This is a genomic window from Kitasatospora sp. NBC_00240, assembly GCF_026342405.1.
Taxonomy (GTDB): domain Bacteria; phylum Actinomycetota; class Actinomycetes; order Streptomycetales; family Streptomycetaceae; genus Kitasatospora.
The window spans coordinates 309,332-328,990 of record NZ_JAPEMU010000001.1 but is presented as its reverse complement, the minus strand read 5'-3'; the positions used below and the strand labels follow the sequence as shown (position 1 = coordinate 328,990).

Below are 19,659 nucleotides of genomic sequence, written 5' to 3'. Positions count from 1 at the left end.
CCGGGGCGGCCGGACCGCGCCCGCCCGCCGGGTGCGCCGCACCGACGCGCCGTCACATACGGGGATGAACCCGGCAGATCGCCGAGCATGGTGCTCGCATCGCGCCCCGCCGGCCTACGGGCCGTCACGACGTGCGTCGTGGCGGCCCGTACGGCGTGCCGTGGTTCGGGGCGTTGCCGTGCGGACGCCGGGCCGCCGGCTCCGAGCCGTGGGCCGCCGGTGGTCAGGGTGCCGTGGACGGCTGTCGCGGCCTCGCCGGCTCCGGGTCCCGGCGCCTCGGGGTCGCGATGGTCCACGCCGCCCGGCACCGCCGGCCACTGGTGGCGCCCCGTCAGCCTGCCCCAGGAGGAGCCCTCGACCTCGCCATCCCCGCCGGCCTCGGGCCCGCCCGGCGCCGGTCCGGCCGCACGGCGGAGGTACCCCGTGGAGCACGCTGACGCGCTGATCGCGATGGGCGGCGCCTTTCTGGCGGCGGCCCTGCTGGCCCGGCTGGGCCGGCGGGCCGGGCTGCCCACCATCCCGCTGTTCATGCTGGCCGGGATCCTGCTCGGGCCCAACACCCCGGGCATCTCGCTGGTCGCCGACGCGCACGACTTCGCGATGCTCTCGGCGCTGGGCCTGGTGCTGCTGCTGTTCTACCTCGGGCGGAGTTCCACCTCGACGACCTCAAAGCCGGCGGGCGCCGGATGTTCGGCACCGGCGCCGTCTACCTGGTGCTGAACGTCGGGGCCGGGCTGGCCTTCGGCGTCGCCCTCGGCCGGGGCGGCTCGGAGGCGTTGATCCTGGCCGGTGTGCTGGGCATCTCCTCCTCGGCGATCGTCACCAAGGTCCTGGTGGACCTCGGCCGGCTGGGCAATCCGGAGACCAAGCTGATCCTCGGCGTGGTGGTGATCGAGGACATCCTTCCTGGCGCTCTACCTGGCCGCCCTGCAGCCCGTCGTCGAGGGCGCCAGCGGGCCGCTGGACGCCGCGCTCCAGATCGGCAAGGCCTTCGGCTTCCTGCTGGTGCTCGCCGCGCTGGCCCGCTGGGGCACCGATCTGATCGACCGGCTGGTCTCCACCGACGACAACGAGCTGCTCGTCGTCACCTTCCTCGGCCTGGCGGTGCTCACCGCCGGGCTCGCCGAACCGGTCGGTGTGGCGGACGCGATCGGCGCCTTCATGGTGGGCCTGATCCGCGGCAGCGGCAGTAGCGGGCACCGCATCCAGGAGCTGGTGCATCCGCTGCGGGACGCCTTCGGGGCGATCTTCTTCCTCGCCTTCGGTCTGGCGATCGACCCGGGCGACCTGCTGAAGGTCGCCGGGCCGGTCGCCGTCGCGGTCGCCGTCACGCTGGTGATCAACGTGACGGCCGGGGTGCTGGCCGCCCGGTTGAACGCGATGAGCCGCGGCGAGGCGGCGGCGATCGGCCTGACCCTGCTGTCCCGGGGGGAGTTCGCCCTCGTCCTCGGGGCGATGGCGGCCGCCGCCGGGCTGGACGGCCGGCTGGGGCCGTTCATCGCCGGCTACGTCCTGGTGCTCGCCCTGCTCGCCCTGCTCGGCCCGCTGGCGGCCAGTCGGTCCGCCCGCCTCGCCGCACTGCTGCCCGCCCGGCACGGTCGAGCGCGGGTAGTGGCCGCACCGCGGGCTCCGGCGGGACGCCTCGGCCGGGCCAGCCCTGCCGGTGACCTCGGCGGGAGTGCCGGGTGCGGCCCAGGCCGGCCGTGACCGGTCCGGGCGGGCGGTCGATCTTCACCGGATGTGTACGGATGGATCCGGCACGACCTTGCTACTCTCCGGTAACCTGGCGCCTTCCGTTTCGGAACGGCCCCCGGAGGTACCCCGTGTCATCGTCCCGCCCGTCCGCCGGCCGGGCCGCGCGCCCGCTGGCAGCTCTGCTCCTGCTGGCCGGCGTGGCCCACTTCGCCAGGCCCAGGACCTTCGACGCCCTCGTCCCCCGATCGCTGCCCGGCGAGCCGCGGACCTGGACGTACGCCAGCGGCGTCGCGGAGCTCGCGATCGGGACGGCGGTGGCCTTGCCGCGTACCCGTCGGATCGGCGCGATCGCCGCGGCCGGCCTGTTCGTGGCCGTGCTGCCCGGCAACGTCAAGATGGCGATCGACTGGCGGCGCCGCCCGACCCCGTACCGGCAGGGGGCCTGGGCCCGCGTGCCGCTGCAGATCCCGCTGGTCTGGTGGGCCCTGCGGGTCGGCCGGAAGGCCTGACCCCGGCGGCTGGACGTCCCGCCCGCCGTCCGGAGCAGAGCCGGTCGACGGGCGGGCCGTGGCACTACGGTGCGCCCCGCGGGCCGGGCCCGGCAGCGGCGCGCGGGCGGCGCGGCGCAGCACAGGCCGGGCGTACGCGCTGGCGTACGACCGCCACCGCGGCGGGCCGGCCCGACCGGGACGGTGCGGCGGTCAGAGCGTCGAGGAGCCCTGCGGCGCGGTCCGCGGCCCGGACCCGCCGGGCACGGCCGGGGCCACCGTCCAGTCGGGGTGGCCCGGCATCGGCGGGGTGCGGGTGCCCAGGAGCCAGTCCGTCAGGAACCCGCTCAGGTCCTGGCCCGCCACCTCGCCGGCCGTCGCGATGAAGTCCTCGGTGCCGGCGACGCCGTGCCGGTACCGGGTGAGGAAGGTCCGCTCGATCCGGTCGAAGACCGCCGCGCCGACCTTCTCCCGGAGCGCGAAGAGGACCAGGACCCCACCCGCGTAGCGCTGGCTGTCGAAGAGGCCGGCCCGGGTCGGCGCCGCGACCGGCCCGGAGTCGAGCCGCCACTGGTCGCCGTGCGCGTAGACGTCGCGCATGTTCGCCTCCAGCGTGGTCAGCCCGAGCCCGTCCGGCCAGCCCCGCTCGTAGCGGTACAGCATGCCGTAGTAGTCGGCGTGGCCCTCGTTCAGCCAGAGATCGGCCCAGGTCCGCGGCGAGACGCTGTCGCCGAACCAGGCGTGCACCAGCTCGTGCATCATGTGCGCCCCGATCCCGGACTCCGGGCGGGTCAGAAAACCGGGCTTGTAGAGCGTCAGGGTCTGGGTCTCCAGGCCGGTGAAGCCGAACGCCGCCGGGTCGTCGGTGTCCACCGGCAGCAGCCCGTACGCCTCGAAGGGGTAGGCCCCGAGGTGCTGTTCGGCCCAGGCCAGCTGCGTCGCCGTGAGGTCCAGCGCGGGCTGGAGCGCGGCCGCCCGGCCGGCCGGGACGACGTCGCGCAGCCGTGGCCCGCCGGGCAGCGCGCGCTCCCGGACCAGGTAGTGGCCGACCGCGACCTGGAGCAGCTCGGTGGCCATCGGATCGCGCATCACATAGCTGCGGGTGGTGCGGCCGCCTTGCTCCACAGTGTTGGTGAGGGTGCCGCCGGCGACGCCCAGCAGGTGGTTCGGCGCCGTCACCCGGACGGTGTACCTGGCCTTGTCGCTCGGGTGGTCGTTGCACGGGAAGACCGTGTGGGCGCTGTTCGGCTGGCCCGCCACGGCGAACCCGTCGGAGGTCGGGACCCAGCCGCTGCGGGGGAGCCGGGCCTGCGGGTCGGCGGAGTACGCGACCGTGACCGTCAGCCCCGCCCCGCGCCGGACCGTGGCGGGCGGGGTGACCCGCAGCTTCTCGTCGTGCAGGGCGAAGGCCGCGGGCCGGCCGTTCACCCGTACGCCGTGCACCGACAGCCCGAAGGCGTCGAGCTCGAACCACGGCAGGTCCGCGGTGCTGCGCGCGGTCATCTCCGCGACCGCCTCGACCGTCCGGCTGTCCTCCCGGTAGTCGAAGACGAGGTGGTAGCCGAGCGCGTCGTACCCGGAGTTGCCGAGCCCGGGGAAGACCGGGTCACCGGGGGCGGTGGGGGCGGCGGCCCGATGCAGGTTCGGGGGCGGGGCCGGATCTGCGTCACCCCGGTGGACGGTGGTGACGCCCGTGACGGCGAGGGCGGCGGCGAGGCCGGTCCGTGCGGCGAGCAGCGCGATCATCAAGTCCCCAGACGGCCGTGGCCGGTGGAACCCGGCGCTCGATCGCTACCCGTCCGTCCGGCCGCGCGAGCACTGCCGGCGCCGCTTCGTACCCGAAAAGACCTCTTGGCCCGTCGTTCGGGGGAGCCCGGGGGAGGTTGCCGAAGCGGGGCGGCTCCGGACGGCGCCGCACGCGCCGTCAGCCGGATGGCGTACTCACCTGGCGGGTGACGACCCGTGTACATAGTCTGACAAATGCCCCGCCCCCTGACGGACGGGGCCACGGCCGCCGGAAACCTGGCCAGGTCCGGCGGCCGTCCCCTTTTCCCCTGCGGGGCACGGATCTTCCCGTGCGGGGCGCGGACGTTCCCGCAGTGCGGGCAGCGCCCTCGGCGCCCCCGCCGCGGACTACCCCCGCCTGGTGCCCACCGCGACCAGCGCGGCCACCGGCAGCCCCACCGAGCCGTCGGCCTCCGCGAACGGGGCGACCAGCCGGTCGTACGCCGCGCGGATCCGCGCCACCGTCCGGGCGTCCTGACCCTCGATCAGCGAGGACGTCAGCACCGTCCCGGACAGGATGTCCCCCCACCAGCGGTCCGGGTCCACCCGGTGCGTCCACCCGACGGGCTCCACCCGGACCGCCGCCAGTCCGGCGCCGGCCAGCAGGCCCGCGAAGGCCTCCGGCGAGGCGTACGGCGCGAACGGGGAGTGACTGGGCAGGTCACCGGCCGGAGTCGCGCCCGCCTCGGCCACCGCGGCCGCGACCAGGCCTTGGGCCAGGTTGCGCCCGGGCGCGTCCCAGCAGGACAGCGCCACCCGGCCGCCCGGGGCCGTCACCCGGGCCAACTCGGCCACTGCGGAAGCCGGTTCGGGGACATGGTTGATCACAAAGGCGCCCGCCACCGCGTCGAAGTCCCCGTCGGCGAACGGCAACCGGGGGAGTGCCGCGTGCAGCACCCGGGCCCCCGGGAGCGCGGCGGTGGCCTCTGCCACCATCTGCTCGACCCCGTCGGTCGCCACCACCGCGGCCCCCCGGCCGAGCGCGGACAGGGCCAGCCGGCCGGTGCCGCAGCCGACCTCCAGCAGCCGGGTGCCGCGCCGCACACCCGCCGCGTCCAGCAACGGCTCGTGCACACCCGCCGTCATCCGGCCGAAGCCCTCGTCGTACGTGCCGCTGCGCCGCGCCCACCCGGCGCGTTCGAACTCCTCGAAGCCGGTGCCCTCCCCGTTCCGGTCCCGGTCCGCTCCGGCCGGGCGCTTCGGACTCTCCACCATCGCCACGTCTGTCTCCGTCGTTCCCGCTCGTCGTGGTAGGTCGTCCGGTCGTGCCCCGCCGGCCACTATGCCGTACCGGCCGGACGGCCCAAGGGGAGGGGAGGGGGCGGCGGAGGGGAGGGTCGGCGGCCCGGGGCTGCCCGGTCAGCCCTGGCGGCCCGCGGCGCCGGGGAGCTCCACCTCGAACCAGACCACCTTGCCGTGACCGGTGCTGCGGCTCCCCCAGCGATGGGCGAGCTCGTCGACCAGGTGCATCCCGCGGCCGCCCTCGTCGCCCTCGGCAGCCCGGCGCGGCCGGGGCTCGCGGGTGTCCTGGTCGGCGACCTCCACCGTCAGGTAGCGGTTGCGGAAGATCCGCAGCTGGGTCGGCGCCCCGGCGTGCAGCAAGGCGTTGGTGATCAGTTCGCTGGTCAGCAGCTCCGCCAGGTCGCCGAGCGGGGTGAGGTCCCAGGCGGCCAGGGTCCGCCGGGTGAACCGCCGGGCGTGCCGGACCATGGCGTGGTCCCCGCCGAGCGGGAGGGTGGCGATCCGGTCGGCGCCGACCGGGCGGCAACGCGCCATGATGACCGCGATGTCGTCCTCGCTGGCCGGCGCGTCCAGTGCGGTCAGCACCGCGTCGCAGGTGCGCTCCAGCGAGAACTTCCGCTCGGCCATGGTCCGGCGCAGCAGCTCCAGGCCCTCGTCGATGTCGTGGCCCCGGCGCTCGACCAGACCGTCGGTGTAGAGCGCCAGGATGGCACCCTCCGGCAAGATGAACTCGACCGTCTCGAACGGCACCCCGCCCACCCCCAGCGGCGCGCCGGGCGGCAGCGACACCAGCCGGGCGGACCCGTCGGGGGCGGCCACCACCGGCGGCAGGTGCCCGGCGCTGGCGGCCGTGCAGGAGCGCTCCAGCGGGTCGTAGACCAGGCAGACCCCGGTGGCGAACTGGCCGTCGCCGATCGCCGCCGTCGCGTCGTCCAGCCGGCGCAGCACCCGGGCCGGATCCATGTCCAGCGTGATCAGCGTCCGGGCCACCGTGCGCAGCTGACCCATGGTGGCGGCCGCCCGGATGCCGTGGCCCATCACGTCGCCGACCACCAGGGCGACCCGCCCGCAGGACAGCGGCACCACGTCGAACCAGTCGCCGCCGACCTCGCTGCTGACACTGCTCGGCAGGTAGCGGTAGGCGATCTCCAACCCCACCGTGTGGTGCACCTCCTGCGGCAGCAGGCTGCGCTGCAGGGTCAGCGCGGTGTCCCGCTCCCGCCGGTACAGCCGGGCGTTGTCGATGCAGACCGCGGCCCGGGCCGCCAGCTCCTCCGCCAGCGACACGTCCGCCGCGGAGAACGGCTCGGGATTGCCGGTCCGGATGAACTCGGCGCCGCCCAGCACCACGCCGCGCGCCAGCAGCGGCACCATCAGGTACGAGTGCACGCCCGCGTCCAGGCTGGGCTGCACCCGGTCCGGGGCGGCCACGATCCGGCGCAGGGCGGCCTCGTCCACCGTGGGGACCAGGATCGAGCGGCCGGTGCGCAGGCTCTCCGCGTAGACCTCGGCGGAGTTGGAGGACTGGCCGACCTGATCCGCGGCGCCGACCATCGTGGAGCCGACCTCGCCGACCGCGACCGCGCGCAGCCGCACCGAGCCGTCGTGCGCCAGCGGCGGGGTGAGGTCGTCCCCGTCCAGGACGTTGTCCAGCAGGTCGACGGTGACGAAGTCCGCGAACCGCGGGATCACCACCTCCACCAGCTCCTGGGCGGTGCGGTGGACGTCCAGCGTGGTGCCGATCCGGGTGCTCGCCTCGTTGAGCAGGGCCAGTCGCTGGCGGGCCGCGTCGCCCTCCTCCAGGGCCAGCTGGCGGTCCCGCGCGGCGTCCCGCTCGCGGGTGTAGAGCAGGGCGTTGTCGATCGCGACGGCTGCCCGGGAGGCCAGTTCGCGGGCCAGCGCGAGGTCGTCCTCGTCGTAGGGGCGGGCGGTGACCGTCCGGTAGAAGGCCGCGATGCCCACCGCCGAGCCGCGGGCGATCAGCGGCACCACCATGAAGGTGTGCACGCTCTGGTCCCGGGCCGCCTCGGCCCGCACCGGGTCGTCGGCCAGCCAGGCGATGCCCTCGTCGTCCATCCGCGGCACCAGCACCGCCCGCCGGTGGGTCAGGCTCCAGGAGCGCGGCGTGCTGGGGTGGAAGCGCATCACCGCGCCGACCGGGGAGATCGGCACCACGCCCGATCCCTCGACGGCGTTGAACGCCAGCCGGCGCAGCAGCGCCGAGCGGTCGGCCGGGCCGAGCACCTCGCGCTCGCCGCGCAGCAGCGAGTCCAGCACCTCGACGGCCACCGCGTCGGCCAGCCGCGGCGTGGCGACCTCGGCCAGCTCCCGGGCGGTCTGCCCGAGGTCCAGCGTGGTGCCGATCCGGGTCGACGCGGAGTTGACCACGGCGAGGCGCTCCTGGGCCGCCTTGGCGTCCCGCAGGGCCTGCGCCCGCGCCTTGAGGACCTGCTCACGGCGCAGGTACAGCAGGGCGTTGTCGATCGCGACCGCGGCCCGCAGGGCCAGCTCGTCACCGAGGGTGAAGTCCGCCTTGGCGAACGAGGCCCGGGCACCCCGCCGGGAGTAGACCACCATGCCCAGCACCGTGCCGCGCGCCACCAGCGGCGCGATCCGCACCGCGCGCGAGCGGCGGCCCCGGTAGGCCCGCAACCGCTCGGCCGGCATCCCCGCCGCCAGCAGGGGCAGCTCCCAGGACGGCGCCACCACCGGCCGGCCGCCGGCCAACGCCTTCGCGTACGCCGAGTCCGCAGGGATGTCGTGCACGGTGTCGATCGGCAGGTCCTGCAGCGGGTAGTCGGCCTCCGAGGCCGCCAGCGCCAGCCGGCGGACCCGCAGCCGCTCATGGCCGGGCGGGGCGGGCGGCCCCACCCCGGCCTCGGCCACCAGGTTCTCCAGGGCGAACACGGCGCAGGAGTCGGCGATCCGCGGCACGATCGCCTCCGCCAGCTCCTGCGCCGTCTGCCGCAGGTCGAGCGTGGTGCCGATCGACGCGGCGGCGTCCACCAGCAGGGTCAGCCGCTCCTGGGCGGTGGCCGCCAGCGACTCGGCCCGGAAGTGCTCGGTCACGTCGACGATGGTGGAGCTCACCCCGAGGACCTTCCCGCCGGGCTCCTCCAGCCGGAAGTACGAGGCCGACCAGGCGTGCTCGTGGTCCGGGTCCCCCGGGGTGCGCCCGTGCGAGCGGGTGTCGATCACCGGTTCGCCGGTCTCCAGCACCTGCCGCATCACCGCCTCGATCTCCGCACCGTTGATCCCCGGCAGCACCTCGGTGACCCGGCGGCCCAGGTGGTCCGGCACGATCAGGCCGTTGGAGCGGGCCAGGGCCCCGTTCAGCCGGACGTAGCGCAGCTCGGTGTCGTAGACCGCCATCCCGATCGGGGACTGGGTGAAGAAGCCGTCGAGCACGGCCAGATCGGCCTCCACCCGGCGCAGCGCCGTGACGTCCGAGGCCACCGCCAGGACCAGCGGGCGCCCGCCGGGGCCGGAGATCGGGTGGGTGCGGAACTCCAGGTTCACGTGGTGGCCGTCGCGGTGGCGCACCGGGAAGACGCCCGACCAGCCGCGGCCGCGCAGGATGCCCTCGAAGAGGGTCATCACGCCGGGCCGCTGCTCGTCGGTGACCAGGATCTTCGCGGCCAGCGTGCCGACCGCCTCCTCGGCGGAGTAGCCGAGCAGCGCCTCCGCGTCGGCGCTCCAGTGCAGGATCCTTCCGTCGTCCTCGATCAGCGCCGTGGCGATCGGGACCGAGAGGAGGCCGTCCTGAACGGGCCGCTCGCCGGGTGTGTCCCGGCGGGCGCCCGCAGTCGCGTCGTGCCCGTCCGTCTGCATGGCCAGGAAACCGCCCGGAGGTCGACTATCCGCCCTGCCATCTTCGCACCGACTGCCCGCGGCCACCCGGGGTGAGCGGCCGGGGCCGGCGGGAGCGGGCGAAGGCGGCGGGTGCGGTCCACGCCCGCCGCCGGGCCGTACGGCCGGAGCCCGCGTGGCGGCGGCGCCGGTCGGTGGCCGGTGCTCCTGCGTGCGTTATGCGGCGGGGCCGCCACGCCTCGGGGCGGCCGCCCGGGCGGGCCGCCCGGAGCGGCTCGCGGGCTGGGCGGAGCGGGTGTCGCGGGCCGGGCGCCCGGTGTGGCCGCGCGAGCCGCCGGTGGGGCCGTACGGGCGGCGGCGCGGGCGCTCCACCACCGGCTCGGGCGCGGCGACCGGCACGCCGGTGGGCACGCAGGCACCGGTGATCCGGGTGAGTTCGGCGTCGCCGGAGCGCACCGCCACCGAGTGGGGGGTGATCCCGGCGGAGGCCATCATCCGGGCGGTGCCCCGGCGCTGCCTGGGCAGCACCAGGGTGACCACGGTGCCGGACTCGCCCGCGCGGGCGGTGCGGCCGCCCCGGTGCAGGTAGTCCTTGTGGTCGGTCGGAGGGTCGATGTTGACGACCAGGTCGAGGCCGTCGATGTGGATGCCCCGGGCGGCGACGTTGGTCGCGATCAGCGCGGTGACCTCGCCGGCCCGGAACTGCTCCAGGGTGCGGGTGCGCTGCGGCTGGGACTTGCCACCGTGCAGGGCGGCGGCCAGGACCCCGTTGGCGAGCAGCGACTCCACCAGCCGGTCGGCGGAGTCCTTGGTGTCGGTGAACATGATCACACCGCCCTCGCGGGAGGCGATGTGCGCGATCGCGGTGTCCTTGTCGTGGTTCTGCACGTGCAGCAGGTGGTGCTCCATGGTGCTGACCGTGGCGGTGGACGGGTCCACCGAGTGGGTCACCGGGTCCTTGAGGAAGCGCCGCACCAGGCGGTCGACGTTGCGGTCCAGGGTGGCGGAGAAGAGCATCGTCTGCCCGTCCTGCTCGACCTGCTCCAGCAGCTCGGTGACCTGCGGCAGGAAGCCCATGTCGGCCATCTGGTCGGCCTCGTCCAGCACCGTCACCGACACCTCGTCGAGCCGGCAGTCGCCGCGCTCGACCAGGTCCTTGAGGCGGCCGGGGGTGGCCACCACGATCTCGGCGCCGCGGTGCAGCAGGTGGGCCTGGCGCCGGATCGGCATCCCGCCGACCACGGTCGCCAGCCGGAGCCGGACGGCGTGCGCGTACGGGGTGAGCGCCTCGGTGACCTGCTGGGCCAGTTCGCGGGTCGGCACGAGCACCAGGGCCAGCGGCCGGCCGGGCTGGGCGCGGCGGCCGGCGGTACGGGCCAGCAGGGCGAGGCCGAAGGCGATGGTCTTGCCGGATCCGGTGCGGCCCCGGCCGAGCACGTCCCGGCCGGCCAGCGAGTTCGGCAGGGTCGCGGCCTGGATCGGGAACGGCGCGGTGACGCCCTGGCGGAGCAGGGTGGACAGCAGCTGGGAGGGCATCTCCAGCTCCTCGAAGGTCTCGACGGCCGGCAGTGCCGGGGAGCCGGCCGGGAGCGCGAACTCGCCCTGCGCGGAGCCGGGCCTGCGGCTGCCCGGGGCGCCGCCGCGACGGCCGCCGCCGGAGGAGGCCGGGCGTCCGCCGGAGCGGCCGGCGGCGGACGAGGAACGGCCGCCGGAGCGGGCGGCCGAGGAGGTGTGGGAGGAGCGGGTGGAACCGGTCATGGGGAGGGATCCTTCCTCGGGAGGCACGTCGCGAGGAGGACTCCCGGCACGGGGCCACGGGGGAGGTCACAAGGAACGGGCCTGAGCTGTGGAGCCTGGCGTGGGCGGTGGAACCGTGTCGCACATCACCCGGGTCCGCCGCCCGGGCGGGCGCGGCGGCGCCTTCCGCCACGGGAACCGGAGGCCCGGCACGGCGCGGCGGGCGGCCGCGAAGCCGGGCGGTGAGCACCGGTCGGCGCCGGACGGGAGCGGGACGCGCGTCCCGGCCGCGGTGTTCGCCGGGAGCCTCAGGGCGAAACCTGGGGGAGGGGCGGAGCCGGGGCGAAAGCGCGCAGCGAAAGTGCGGGGAAAGCGGGTGCGAAAACACCTGGGGAACGTGTACGCGGGATGTCCGGGGCATGCACACAGCCGGTCCGCGGCGTGTACGGAAGGCCCGCAGTTGGCGTACGGAGTGTCACCGCCGGGGGCGGCGGGCCGTGTACGGCGCGGCCTCGCCGGGTGAAAAACGGCCAGAGGCCCGTACCGTGCGTGTACACGGTACGGGCCTCTGCTGCAATGGCAGATGCCGGTGCAGTGGAAGTCAGAGGGGGCGAATGTTCTCCGCCTGCGGGCCCTTCTGGCCCTGCGTGACGTCGAACTCGACCTTCTGGCCCTCAAGCAGCTCACGGAAGCCCTGGGCGTTGATGTTCGAGTAGTGGGCGAACACGTCGGCGCCGCCACCATCCTGCTCGATGAAGCCAAAGCCCTTTTCCGCGTTGAACCACTTCACGGTGCCAGTAGCCATATAAAAATCTCCTTCAGAACTGTACGAAGCCCGCCACTTGCGAACTTCGCGTTGCAGAGCTGACGCCGAGCCCGGGAAACCCGAGGAAATAAAAATGCGCCTGTCTGTTGGAACCAGCAGGCGCACACAAAATTTCATGGGAACCAAAACTGCAACTGATTCGACTGTAGCAGCATCGGCGCCGCCGCGGGGGATTGCCGGGCAGCGGGATTCTCCGGCGTGTTCGTGAACGGGTGCGTCCGGGGCGCCGGACGCACCCGTTCCGGCCGGCATGGAAGGCCGGAAGCGGGGCAGCCGGAGGGGCGGATCCCCGTCGCCCGGACGGCCTCCGACGGACCGGCCGGGCACCGGCGGGGGCACCCCGACGGAGAGGAACTGCGCTGTGAGCGAGAACCTTTGGGAGCACCGGGCGGAGACCGGATACCTCACCGGGACGGACCTGGCCGGCTACCGGGTCGAGGCGATCGACGGTCACATCGGCAAGGTGGACAAGCACACCGCGGACGCCGGCGCGGCGGGAGTCGTGGTCGACACGGGCGTCTGGATCTTCGGCAGGGAGGTCCTGCTGCCCGCCGGATGCATCTCCAGCGTCGACACCGACACCGGGACGGTCTACCTGAACCGGACGAAACAGGACGTCAAGGACGCGCCCGAGTTCCTCCGCGAGCGGCACGACGGGGACTCCGACTACCGGACGCACCTCGGTGAGTACTACTACGGCCGGACGATGCTGTAGCCGCGGCGGGATCCGGGCGGGGGCGCGGCGGCCGGGCCGGCGCGCCCCCGCCGGCGTGTTCGGCCCGTCGAGCGGCCCCGGCGTACGTCCCGGTGCACGTCCCGGCGTCCGCCGCGGGCCGGCTCAGACCAGCTGCACCCCGATCAGGCAGGTGTCGTCGTCCGTGTCGGCGTTGCTGTGGGTCAGCAGGTGGTCGAGCCGCTTCTCCAGGCTCGGTGCGGTGCCCGCCCCGGCCGTCCCGTGGGCGAGTGTGAGCAGCCGGTCCAGGGAGTCCTGCACCGACCGGTCCTTGCGCTCGATCAGGCCGTCCGTGTACATCAACAGGGTGTCGTCGGCCTGGAGTTGGAGCTCCGACTCCTCGTACTCGGTCTCCGCGATCGCCCCCAGCAACAGCCCGCCCACCAGCGGCAGGGTGCTCGCCCGGCCGTCCCGCAGCAGCACCGGCGGCAGGTGGCCCGCCCGGGCCCAGCGCATCGTCCGGGTGTCCGGGTCGAACAGGCCGCAGACCGCGGTGGCGGTGACGTTGTCGGTCAGATGGTGCGCCACCACGTTCAGCCAGGCCAGCAGCTGGCCCGGGCCCGCGCCCGTGGCGGCCAGCCCGCGCAGCGCGTTGCGCAGCGCGACCATGCCGGTGGCCGCTTCGATGCCGTGCCCGGCGACGTCGCCGACGCAGAGCAGGATCTGCTTCGAGGGCAGCACCACCGCGTCGTACCAGTCGCCACCGACCAGGTGGTCCTTCTCGGCCGGCCGGTAGCGCACCCCGATCCGCAGCCCCGAGGTGTCCATCGGCCCCCGGGTGGGCGGCATGATCGCGTGCTGGAGCTGACGGGCCAGCCGGTTGCGCTCGGCCGCCTGCTGCTCGCTCTGCGCCAGCTGGTCGCGGGTGGCCGCGAGCGCCACCTCGGTCCAGTGCTGGGAGGAGATGTCCTGGTAGGCGCCGCGCACGGCGGTCAGGCGGCCGTCCAGGTCCAGGACCGGTTCGGCGACCACCCGGATGTGGCGGGCGATGCCGTCCGGCCGCCGCAGCCGGAACGCGGTCGAGGCGGGCAGCAGATGGTGCAGCAGGGTCCGCAGGAAGCGCCCGATGGCCTCGGCGTCGTCCGGGTGGGCGTGCGCCTGCAACTGGTCGATCGGGATCGGCGCGGCGGACGGGTGGAGGCCGTACAGGTCGAACAGCGGGCTGTTCCAGGTGATCCCGCCGGTGACCGTGTTCTCCTCGAAGCCGCCGATCCGGCCCAGCCGTTGGGCGTGCTGGAGCAGCTCGGCGACCCGCGCGGCCTCGTCCTCGATCCGCCAGACCAGCAGGACGGCGCCGCCGTGCCGGGTGAGGCTCAGGTCGGCGACCGCGTTCAGCGGCACCTGCCCGACCACCGCGGCCAGCGTCATCCGCTCGGCCCGGAACGGCTCCCCGCCGGCGTGCACGTACGCCACCTGCTCGAACAGGCCGCCCGGCCCGGCCGCCAGCGGGTACGCCTCCAGCAGCAGCGACCCCGCGACGGCGCTGCGCGGGCGCCCGGCGAAGTCCACGAAACGCGCTCCCGCGTGGTGCACCCGGAAGTCGGTGACCAGGCCGCCTTCGACGTGCGGCACCAGCACCAGCGCCGGGTCGTGCAGGCCGTCGGCGAGGTCGACCAGCTCGTTCAGCTGGGCGGTCTGCGCGCCGGGCGCGCCGGCGCGCCCCGGGAAGTCGTCGGACCGGTGCTCCAGGGTGTGGGCGCACAGCTCGGCCAGCGCCTCCGCCTGGCGCCGGATCTGCGGCGACGGCGGCGCCGGCTCGTCCGGCCAGCAGATCTCCAGGACGCCCGTGATCCGCCCGCCCAGCCCGGCCGGGACGGCGGCGCGACCGCCGGCGTTGCGGTGATGGCCGATCGAGGGCAGGCCCGAGCGGCCCAGCGACTCGATCCAGACCGCGGCCCGCCGGGTGAGCGCCTGCCGGGCCGGGGTGGCCACGCCCGGCGGGACGTAGTGCCAGCGGCCCGCCTCCTGCGCCGGGAACCCGGCGTGCCCCGCGAGCGCCAGCGAGCCGTCCGGGTGGGCGGACCAGATGGCGACCGCGGTGGCGCCGAGCGGGGCGAGCGCGTGCTCCAGCAGCGACTCGGCCACCGCCTGGGTGTCACCGGCGGCCAGCGCCCCGCTCTCGGCGCTGCGCAGCCGCACGGCGACGGGTGTGCCGGGGGTCTCGCTCCCGGGCGGGGCGAGCAGGTCCCGGGTGGTGTCGGTGAGGTGGTCGCGGGCCGCCTGGTTGACGATCTCCGCGGCCAGCTCCAGCGGCGACCGGCCGGCCTGTCCGGCCAGATCGGTGAGCTGCCGGGCGGCCTGCGAGGGGCCGCAGCCGAGCCGCTCCACCAGGATGCCCTTGGCGAGTTCGACCAGCGCCCGGCCGTCCGCGGTGGCCTGGGCCTCCTGGACCTGGCGGCGCAGCCGCTCCACGGTGGACGCGAGCCGGCCGACGGTGACCTCGGCGGCCTCCGCCGGACCTGCCGGGTCCTGCGGCGGCGCTGCGGCGTCCCGCCCCGGGCCGGCCGCGTCCTGGGGGCGCCGGGCCGCCGGCGGGTGGAGCAGCTGCACCGGTTCGGGTTGCGGTTGGACCTGCACGGGCTGCTCCTTCGGTCGGGTCTGCCGGGGCCGGGCGGTGGCCGGGGGCGGGGTCGGCGCGCCGGCCTACCGGCCCAGCCAGTGCTGGATGCACGCGACCAGGTCCGCCGCGTCGACCGGCTTGGTGACGTAGTCGCTGGCCCCGGAGGCGAGGCTCTTCTCCCGGTCGCCCGGCATCGCCTTGGCGGTCACCGCGATGATCGGCAGCGCGGTGTGCTCGGGCATCGCCCGGATCGCGGCCGTCGCCGTGTAGCCGTCCATCTCCGGCATCATCACGTCCATCAGGACGACCGACACGGCGGGGTTGGCGACCAGGGCCTCGATGCCCGCCCGGCCGTTCTCGGCGTGCAGCACCCGCATGCCGTGGAGTTCCAGGATGCCGGTGATGGCGTACAGGTTGCGGGCGTCGTCGTCGACCACCAGCACGGTGTGACCGGCGAGGGTGCCGCCGATCTCGCGTGCGGCGGGCTTCGCCGACTCCTCCGGGCGGACCAGGGGGAGCACGTCGCCCGGCTGGTCGGCGCTCAGGTGCAGGGTGATGCGCTCGCGCAACTCGTCCAGACTGGAGAGCAGTTCGAGCGGCTGGCTGGTGCTGCGGGACTGCAGGGTGAGCTCCTGGTCGGCCCGCATCCGGCGGTTGTTGTGCGCGAGGATCGGCACGCCCCGCAGGGCCGGGTCGTTGTTGACCTCCTCCAGGAAGCGCAGCGCGGCGCCGTCCGGCAGGTCGAGGTCGAGCACCGCGCAGTGGCAGGCCTCGGTGGCCAGGGCGGCCGCGGCCTCGCGGACCCCGAGGGCGGTGACGAGTTCGACGGACCGCGCGGAGCTGCCGAGGTCCCCGGCGTCGCCGAGGTCCGCGACCGCGCTCTCCGCCACCAACGAGAGCAGCCCGCCCGCCCGGGCCTCCACCACCAGCAGCCGGCGGCGCTGGCGGGGCAGCGGGGCGGCGACGGCCGGCGGGGCGGCGGTTCGGGCCGGGGTGCCGCCGCGGGTCTGCGGGCCGGCCAGGTCGGTGCGGGCGGCGGGCAGGTAGAGGGTGAAGGTGCTGCCCTGGCCCACCGCGCTCTCGGCGGTGATCGCGCCGCCCAGCAGGTAGGCGATCTCGCGGCTGATGGAGAGTCCCAGCCCGGTGCCGCCGTACTTGCGGCTGGTGGTGCCGTCGGCCTGCTGGAACGCGCCGAAGACGCTCTGCAGGTGCTCCTCGGCGATCCCGATCCCGGTGTCGACGACCCGGAAGGCCAGCACCGGGCCGCTGTGCCGGGCCAGGTCGGGGATCTCGGCGAGGTCCGCGTTCTCGATGCTCAGCCGGACGCTGCCGGTCTCGGTGAACTTCACCGCGTTGGACAGCAGGTTGCGCAGGATCTGCCGCAGCCGGTAGTCGTCGGTGAGGATGTCGGCGGGCACCCCGGGCGCGGTGGTGATCCGGAAGCTCAGGCTCTTCTGGGTGATCAGCGGCTGGAAGGTCGCCTCGACGTAGTCGAGCAGCTGGCGCAGCGGGACCCGCTCGGGGTTGATGTCCATCTTGCCCGCCTCGACCTTGGAGAGGTCGAGGATGTCGTTGATCAGCTGCAGCAGGTCGGAGCCGGCCGAGTGGATGATGCCGGCGTACTCGACCTGTTTGGCGGTCAGGTTGCGGGTCGGGTTCTGGGCCAGCAGCTGGGCCAGGATGAGCAGGCTGTTCAGCGGGGTGCGCAGCTCGTGGCTCATGTTGGCCAGGAACTCGGACTTGTAGGTGGACGCGAGGGTCAACTGGTGGGCGCGGTCCTCCAGTTCCTGGCGAGCCTGCTCGATCTCCAGGTTCTTGGTCTCGATGTCGCGGTTCTGCGCGGCCAGCAGGGCGGCCTTCTCCTCCAGTTCGGCGTTGGAGGACTGCAGGTCCTCCTGGCGGGACTGGAGTTCCCGGGAGCGGACCTGCAACTCGGCGGTCAGCCGCTGGGACTCGCCGAGCAGCTCGTCCGTCCGGGCGTTCGCCACGATGGTGTTGACGTTGACGCCGACGGTCTCCATCAGCTGGTCGAGGAAGTCGCGGTGGGTCTGGGTGAACCGGTGCACGGAGGCCAGCTCGATCACTCCGAGGACCTGCCCCTCGACCACGATCGGCAGCAGGATCAGGGAGTTGGGCGCGGTGGCGCCGAGGCCGGAGGCGATGGTGACGTAGCCGGCCGGCACCCCGTCCATCGAGATGGTGCGCCGGCTGCGGGCCGCCTGCCCGACCAGCGACTGGCCGAACCGGAAGGAGGCCGGCCGCCCCGGGCTGCCGGGCAGGTCGCGCATGCCGTACGAGCTGATCAGCCGCAGTTCGGGGCCGTCGGCCGTGTCGTCGGCCAGGTAGAAGGCGCCGTACTGGGCGCCGACCAGCGGGGTGAGCTCGTCCATCACCAGGTCGGCGACCACCGAGAGGTCGCGCCGGCCCTGCATCAGGGCGGAGATCCGGGCCAGGTTGGACTTGAGCCAGTCCTGGTCCTGGTTGGCGCGGATGGTCTCGCGCAGCGACTCCACCATGAAGTTGATGTTGTCCTTGAGGTCGCCGACCTCGCCGGGGGCCTCCACCGTGATCGAGCGGGTCAGGTCGCCCTCGGCGACCGCGCTGGTCACCTCGGCGATCGCGCGGACCTGGCGGGTCAGGTTGCCGGCCAGCTCGTTGACGTTCTCGGTCAGCCGCTTCCAGGTGCCGGAGACGCCCTCCACCTCGGCCTGCCCGCCGAGCCGGCCTTCGCTGCCGACCTCGCGGGCCACCCGGGTGACCTCCGCGGCGAACGAGGAGAGCTGGTCGACCATGGTGTTGATGGTGGTCTTGAGCTCCAGGATCTCGCCGCGCGCGTCGACGTCGATCTTGCGGGTCAGGTCGCCGCGGGCCACCGCCGTGGTGACCTGCGCGATGTTGCGGACCTGGCCGGTCAGGTTGTTGGCCATCGAGTTGACGTTGTCGGTGAGGTCCTTCCAGGTGCCGGCCACGTTGGGTACCCGGGCCTGGCCGCCGAGCGTCCCCTCGGTGCCGACCTCGCGGGCCACCCGGGTCACCTCGTCGGCGAAGGCCGACAGGGTGTCGACCATGGTGTTGATCACCCCGGCCAGCGCCGCCACCTCGCCCTTGGCCTCCACGGTGATCTTCTGCGAGAGGTCGCCGCGCGCCACCGCCGTCGCCACCTGGGCGATCGAGCGGACCTGGCCGGTCAGGTTGGAGGCCATCACGTTGACGTTGTCGGTGAGGTCCTTCCAGGTGCCGGAGACGCCGCGGACGGTGGCCTGCCCGCCGAGGTTGCCCTCCGTGCCGACCTCGCGGGCGACCCGGGTCACCTCGTCCGCGAAGGCGGAGAGCTGGTCGACCATCGTGTTGATGGTCTCCTTGAGTTCGAGGATCTCGCCGCGGGCGTCCACCCGGATCTTCTGTGAGAGGTCGCCGCGCGCGACCGCCGTGGTGACCTGGGCGATCGAGCGGACCTGGGCGGTCAGGTTGTCCGCCATCACGTTGACCGACTCGGTGAGGTCGCGCCAGGTGCCGGAGACGTCCTGGACGTTGGCCTGGCCGCCGAGCCGGCCCTCGGTGCCGACCTCGCGGGCGACCCGGGTCACCTCGCCGGCGAAGGCCGAGAGCTGGTCGACCATCGTGTTGATGGTCTCCTTGAGTTCGAGGATCTCGCCGCGGGCGTCCACCCGGATCTTCTGCGAGAGGTCGCCGCCGGCCACCGCCGTCGCCACCTGGGCGATCGAGCGGACCTGGGCGGTCAGGTTGCCGGCCATCGAGTTCACCGAGTCGGTGAGGTCGCGCCAGGTGCCGGAGACGTCCTGGACGTTGGCCTGGCCGCCGAGCCGGCCCTCGGTGCCGACCTCGCGGGCCACCCGGGTCACCTCCCCGGCGAACGAGGACAGCTGGTCGACCATGGTGTTGACGGTGTTCTTGAGTTCGAGGATCTCGCCGCGGGCGTCCACGGTGATCTTCTGGGTCAGGTCGCCCTTGGCGACCGCGGTGGCCACCTGGGCGATGTCCCGTACCTGGGTGGTGAGGTTGCCGGCCATCGCGTTGACCGAGTCGGTGAGGTCCTCCCAGGTGCCGGAGACCCCGGGGACCTCGGCCTGGCCGCCGAGCCGGCCCTCGGTGCCGACCTCGCGGGCCACCCGGGTCACCTCGGAGGTGAACAGCGAGAGCTGGTCGACCATGCCGTTGAAGACCGTGGCGATCTCGCCGATCAGGCCCTCGTCGTCCGGCAGCCTCCTCCCGAAGTCCCCGTCGCGGACGGCGGTCAGCCCGGCCAGCAGCTGGCGCAGTTCGGGCTCGCCGACGCCGGCGGGCGCCGCCGGGGGCCGGGGTACGGCCGAGGCGGGTCGGGACGCCTCCGGCGCCGTCTTCGGTCCGGGGGCGGCCGGGTCGGCCGGGCCACGGCCCTTCGTTGCGGCCGTCGCCTTGCCGGCGTTGGTGTCAGACATGCCGTCCCGCACTTCCCCTCGTCCGCCGTAGGGGCCGCGGACTCCGCCCGGAGCTTCTGCGCGTACCGCGCTCGGCTGCCGATCCTGGACCTCAGGAGGCTCGTCGGGGCCGGTGGGCGGTCCGGGCGAGCCGTTTGGAGGTTACCCCAGGGGAGCGCCGGGGCACTGCGGCGCGGAACCCCGGTCCTGGCCCGTCCGGGAGTGACCGGCGGACGGGGGCGGGGTGCGGCGCCGCCCGGCGCGCGGGCTGCGGCCGCGCGCCGTCCCGCGCCTGGCCGGCACCGGGAGTGCCACCAGGGGACCGGCACCAGAAGTGTGACGGGAGGGTCGCCGGGTAGACGCGG

9 protein-coding genes and 1 pseudogene are annotated in these 19,659 nt (G+C 74.5%); 3 read left to right on the top strand and 7 right to left on the bottom strand.

Annotation, left to right across the window (positions count from 1 at the left end; translation table 11 throughout):
- Positions 1 to 450 precede the first annotated feature (450 nt).
- Positions 451 to 1,707 (top strand): annotated as a pseudogene (locus tag OG689_RS01385) (cation:proton antiporter).
- A 116-nt stretch (positions 1,708 to 1,823) separates the two neighbouring features.
- Positions 1,824 to 2,204: a MauE/DoxX family redox-associated membrane protein gene (locus OG689_RS01380; RefSeq protein WP_266316811.1), complete on the top strand. Its 381-nt coding sequence runs from the start codon at positions 1,824 to 1,826 to the stop codon at positions 2,202 to 2,204.
- Positions 2,205 to 2,396: 192 nt separating this feature from the next.
- On the opposite strand, the gene OG689_RS01375 is transcribed toward OG689_RS01380, so the two are convergent.
- The 5 genes from OG689_RS01375 to OG689_RS01355 form a co-directional block, all read right to left on the bottom strand.
- Positions 2,397 to 3,929: a M1 family metallopeptidase gene (locus OG689_RS01375; RefSeq protein ID WP_266316809.1), complete on the bottom strand. Its 1,533-nt coding sequence runs from the start codon at positions 3,927 to 3,929 to the stop codon at positions 2,397 to 2,399.
- 387 nt (positions 3,930 to 4,316) lie between these two features.
- Positions 4,317 to 5,183 carry a class I SAM-dependent methyltransferase gene (locus OG689_RS01370; RefSeq protein ID WP_266316807.1) on the bottom strand — a complete coding sequence of 289 codons (867 nt, stop codon included), beginning with the start codon at positions 5,181 to 5,183 and terminating at the stop codon, positions 4,317 to 4,319.
- A 144-nt stretch (positions 5,184 to 5,327) separates the two neighbouring features.
- Positions 5,328 to 9,041, bottom strand: coding sequence for a SpoIIE family protein phosphatase (locus tag OG689_RS01365; protein ID WP_266316806.1), 3,714 nt, complete (start codon positions 9,039 to 9,041; stop codon positions 5,328 to 5,330).
- 195 nt (positions 9,042 to 9,236) lie between these two features.
- Positions 9,237 to 10,778 carry a DEAD/DEAH box helicase gene (locus OG689_RS01360; RefSeq protein WP_266316804.1) on the bottom strand — a complete coding sequence of 514 codons (1,542 nt, stop codon included), beginning with the start codon at positions 10,776 to 10,778 and terminating at the stop codon, positions 9,237 to 9,239.
- 580 nt (positions 10,779 to 11,358) lie between these two features.
- Positions 11,359 to 11,562 carry a cold-shock protein gene (locus tag OG689_RS01355; RefSeq protein WP_034090357.1) on the bottom strand — a complete coding sequence of 68 codons (204 nt, stop codon included), beginning with the start codon at positions 11,560 to 11,562 and terminating at the stop codon, positions 11,359 to 11,361.
- A 382-nt stretch (positions 11,563 to 11,944) separates the two neighbouring features.
- Here OG689_RS01355 and OG689_RS01350 point away from each other — a divergent pair, with 382 nt between their 5' ends.
- Positions 11,945 to 12,298, top strand: a complete 354-nt coding sequence (locus tag OG689_RS01350; protein ID WP_266316796.1) for a PRC-barrel domain containing protein — start codon at positions 11,945 to 11,947, stop codon at positions 12,296 to 12,298.
- A 123-nt stretch (positions 12,299 to 12,421) separates the two neighbouring features.
- Here OG689_RS01350 and OG689_RS01345 read toward each other — a convergent pair whose 3' ends face one another.
- The gene (locus OG689_RS01345; protein ID WP_266316794.1) at positions 12,422 to 14,893 is read right to left on the bottom strand and encodes a SpoIIE family protein phosphatase; all 2,472 of its coding nucleotides are present in this window, start codon (positions 14,891 to 14,893) and stop codon (positions 12,422 to 12,424) included.
- Between the two features lie 66 nt (positions 14,894 to 14,959).
- Positions 14,960 to 19,315: a HAMP domain-containing protein gene (locus tag OG689_RS01340; RefSeq protein WP_266316792.1), complete on the bottom strand. Its 4,356-nt coding sequence runs from the start codon at positions 19,313 to 19,315 to the stop codon at positions 14,960 to 14,962.
- Positions 19,316 to 19,659 lie beyond the last annotated feature (344 nt).

Coding starts and splice junctions, on each gene's coding strand:
- OG689_RS01375 (WP_266316809.1), bottom strand. CDS start 3,929: ATGATCGCGCTGCTCGCCGCACGGACCGGCCTCGCCGCCGCCCTCGCC.
- OG689_RS01370 (WP_266316807.1), bottom strand. CDS start 5,183: ATGGTGGAGAGTCCGAAGCGCCCGGCCGGAGCGGACCGGGACCGGAAC.
- OG689_RS01365 (WP_266316806.1), bottom strand. CDS start 9,041: ATGCAGACGGACGGGCACGACGCGACTGCGGGCGCCCGCCGGGACACA.
- OG689_RS01360 (WP_266316804.1), bottom strand. CDS start 10,778: ATGACCGGTTCCACCCGCTCCTCCCACACCTCCTCGGCCGCCCGCTCC.
- OG689_RS01355 (WP_034090357.1), bottom strand. CDS start 11,562: ATGGCTACTGGCACCGTGAAGTGGTTCAACGCGGAAAAGGGCTTTGGC.
- OG689_RS01340 (WP_266316792.1), bottom strand. CDS start 19,315: ATGTCTGACACCAACGCCGGCAAGGCGACGGCCGCAACGAAGGGCCGT.